The sequence below is a fragment of the Devosia sp. genome, from assembly GCF_041917035.1.
In the GTDB taxonomy this organism is placed as follows: domain Bacteria; phylum Pseudomonadota; class Alphaproteobacteria; order Rhizobiales; family Devosiaceae; genus Devosia_A.
In genome coordinates, this window is sequence record NZ_JAYRYM010000355.1 from 1 (window position 1) to 2,872 (window position 2,872).

3 protein-coding genes and 1 tRNA gene are annotated in these 2,872 nt (G+C 71.3%); 1 reads left to right on the top strand and 3 read right to left on the bottom strand.

Annotation, left to right across the window (positions count from 1 at the left end; genetic code table 11):
• The coding region (locus tag ACE3TU_RS20915; RefSeq protein ID WP_374627769.1) for a GMC family oxidoreductase at positions 1–1,101 on the bottom strand (1,101 nt) is incomplete at its 3' end.
• A gap of 130 nt (positions 1,102–1,231) precedes the next feature.
• Here ACE3TU_RS20915 and nudC point away from each other — a divergent pair.
• Positions 1,232–2,176 (top strand): NAD(+) diphosphatase, encoded by a 945-nt coding sequence (nudC, locus tag ACE3TU_RS20920; RefSeq protein ID WP_374627771.1) that lies wholly within the window; start codon positions 1,232–1,234, stop codon positions 2,174–2,176.
• Between the two features lie 61 nt (positions 2,177–2,237).
• On the opposite strand, the gene ACE3TU_RS20925 is transcribed toward nudC, so the two are convergent.
• Positions 2,238–2,314 (bottom strand) — tRNA-Met (locus ACE3TU_RS20925).
• A 135-nt stretch (positions 2,315–2,449) separates the two neighbouring features.
• Positions 2,450–2,872, bottom strand: a 423-nt coding sequence (locus ACE3TU_RS20930) for a hypothetical protein (protein WP_374627773.1), incomplete at its 5' end; no start/stop codon positions are given.

The window sequence follows — 2,872 nt, forward strand, 5'->3', positions numbered from 1 at the left end:
CGTCGACAGCGGCTGCACGTGGTACTCGAGGTCGGCCGTCGCCCGGCTCGCGTCGGAGCGGGCAAAAATGCCGAACTGGCTCGGAGCCATCGACAGCGGACCGGAGCGGCGCAGCGCATACTCGAGGCCCATGCCGACCCGGCCCCAGGGGCTGTGGTACAGCGCATTGAGGGTGCGGCCGCGCGCCAGCCTGAAGACGGTGCGGATCTGCAGGTGGTCCTGCAGGTTCTCGCCCAGTTCGTGCGCGGCATGGCGCACCGGAATGCCGAGCGCTCCCAGCACCTCCGGCCGCCCGATGCCGGAGAGCTCCATGAGGCGCGGCGTATTGACCGCGCCGGCGGCGACGACGACCTCGCGACCGGCCCGGGCCTCCTCCACCCGCCCGCCACGCCGCCACCGGACCCCGATGGCGCGGCGCCCCTCGAACAGCACGCCCTCGGCGTCGGCCCCGGTCAGCACGGTGAGGTTCGGACGGCCCCGAATCGGGCGGAGGAAGGCCCTGGCGGCATGCCAGCGCACGCCGCGGCGCTGATTCACCTCGAAATACCCCGACCCCTCGTTGTCGCCATCGTTGAAGTCGGATCGGCGCGGCAGGCCCAGTTCCTCCGCCGCCGCGGCGAAGGCATCGAGAATGGGCCAGCTGAGGCGCTGCCGCTCGACGCGCCACTCGCCGCCCGCACCATGCAGTTCGGTGGCGCCGGCGTGATGGTCCTCGGCCCTGCGGAAATAGGGCAGCACGTCGGACCAGCCCCAGCCGGGATTGCCCAATTGCCGCCAGCCGTCATAGTCCGCGGCCTGGCCGCGCATGTAGATCATGCCGTTGATTGCCGAGCAGCCACCCAGCACCTTGCCGCGGGGGTAGGGCAGCGCCCGGCCGTTGAGGCCGGCCTCGGGCTCGGTCCGCATCATCCAGTCCGTGCGCGGATTGCCCATGCAGTAGAGATAGCCGATCGGCACGTCGATCCAGTGGTAGCGGTCGCTGCCGCCCGCCTCGAGCAGCAGCACGCTGACCCGCGGATCGGCGCTCAGCCGGTTGGCGAGCACACAGCCTGCCGAGCCCGCCCCGACGATCACATAGTCCCAGCTGCCCAGCGAATGCACCCGAGCCTCCCCTCCCTCGATGCCGCGGCCTCAGGAAGCCTGTCCGACAGCCGCCGTCAAGTCGATGCGCGGCGGGCTTGCGGGCCCGGCTCATGTCGGCCTAGATCGGCACACACGGAGGAGCCGGCACTTGGACTACGGACATGCATTTCAGCCGGGCGGCCTGGACCGTGCGGCGGCGCTGCGCGCCGAGGGCGGCCCCCGGCAAGACGATCGCGCCAGGACCTACATCTTCTGGCGCGGCAAGCTGCTCGTCGATCTCGACGGGCGGCCGGTCCTCGCGGCCCTCGATCATCCGGCGCTGTCGGACAGCCGGGATGCGCCGCTGTTCCTCGGCCTCGCCCCGGATGGGCCGCGCTTTGCCGCCGAACTGACCCTGTGGCAGCCGCACGAGGACGCCGCAATCATCGGCCAGTTCACCGACGCGACGGCGCAGCTGCATCCGGCATTCCCCGGGGCGCGGCTGCTCGAGGTGCGGGGCCTGATCGCCGCGCTCGACCCGCTGGACGGGGAGTGCATCGCCACCGGCCGGGCCATGCTCGGCTGGCACGGCACGCACCGCTTCTGCGCCAATTGCGGCCAGCCCAGCGCCATCGAGGCCGCCGGCTGGCAGCGCAGGTGCCCGGCCTGCGGCACCCAGCATTTCCCGCGGACCGATCCGGTGGTGATCATGGCGATCATCCGCAACGACCATCTGCTGCTCGGCCGCGGCCCGAGCTGGCCGGAGCGGATGTACTCGCTGCTCGCCGGCTTCGTCGAGCCGGGCGAAACCATCGAGGCCGCGGTGCGGCGGGAGACGGTGGAGGAAACGGCCATCCATGTCGGCGCGGTGCGCTATGTCGCCTCGCAACCCTGGCCCTTCCCGATGTCGCTGATGTTCGGCTGCATCGGGGCCGCGCTGGACGAGGCGATCAGCGCCGATCCGGTGGAACTGGCGGATGCCCGCTGGGTGAGCCGTGACGAGGTCCAGCGCGTCCTCGCCGGCGACCACCCCGAAATCAACGCCCCCCGTCGCGGCGCCATAGCCGGCGCCCTGATCGCCGCCTGGGCCGAGGGCCGGCTCGACCCGCCCTGAACGGGAGAATGCGGCAGAAACGAAAAACCCCGCTTTCGCGGGGCTTTCGAGATGGTGAGATTGGTTGCGGGGACAGGATTTGAACCTGTGACCTTCAGGTTATGAGCCTGACGAGCTACCGGGCTGCTCCACCCCGCGCCATCAACACCAAAGCCTTGGGCTTTTGTCGCGCCATCTGCTGCGGCCATCACCGCGGCGCAGCGGCTATATAGGAGGACTGACCGGCCACCTCAAGGCAAAAAGCGAGCCGGGTGACAGTTTTTTGTCGGCCGCTCACGGTCCTGGTCCGGCCGGCGCCTGCGCCGCCGCTCCGCCGCCGCTGCACCGGGCTCCGAACGCCGCCTCGAGCCTGTCGAGCGCGGCGATCAGCTGCGAACGGGTGTCCTGCAGCGCCCGCCGGCTCGCCCGCGGGCCGAGCGCCTGCGGCCGTGTGGCGACGTCGGCGAGCAGCTTGTCGACATAGGGGACGAACAGGGTGATGCCGCGTGCCGCGGACACCGCCGCCGGGCACTTGCCCGACACGCCGGCGGCGACCGCGACGGCGAGGTTGATCTCGGCGGCCTGCCGGGCCTCGATCACCGCCTCGGTGAACTCGGACGTGGCGACCGGCGCGGCGGGCTGATAGCGCGGTTCATCGGCGAAGGCGCTCGGCGCGCGATAGCTGCGGCAGGAGCGCTGCAGCCATTCGTCGGTACG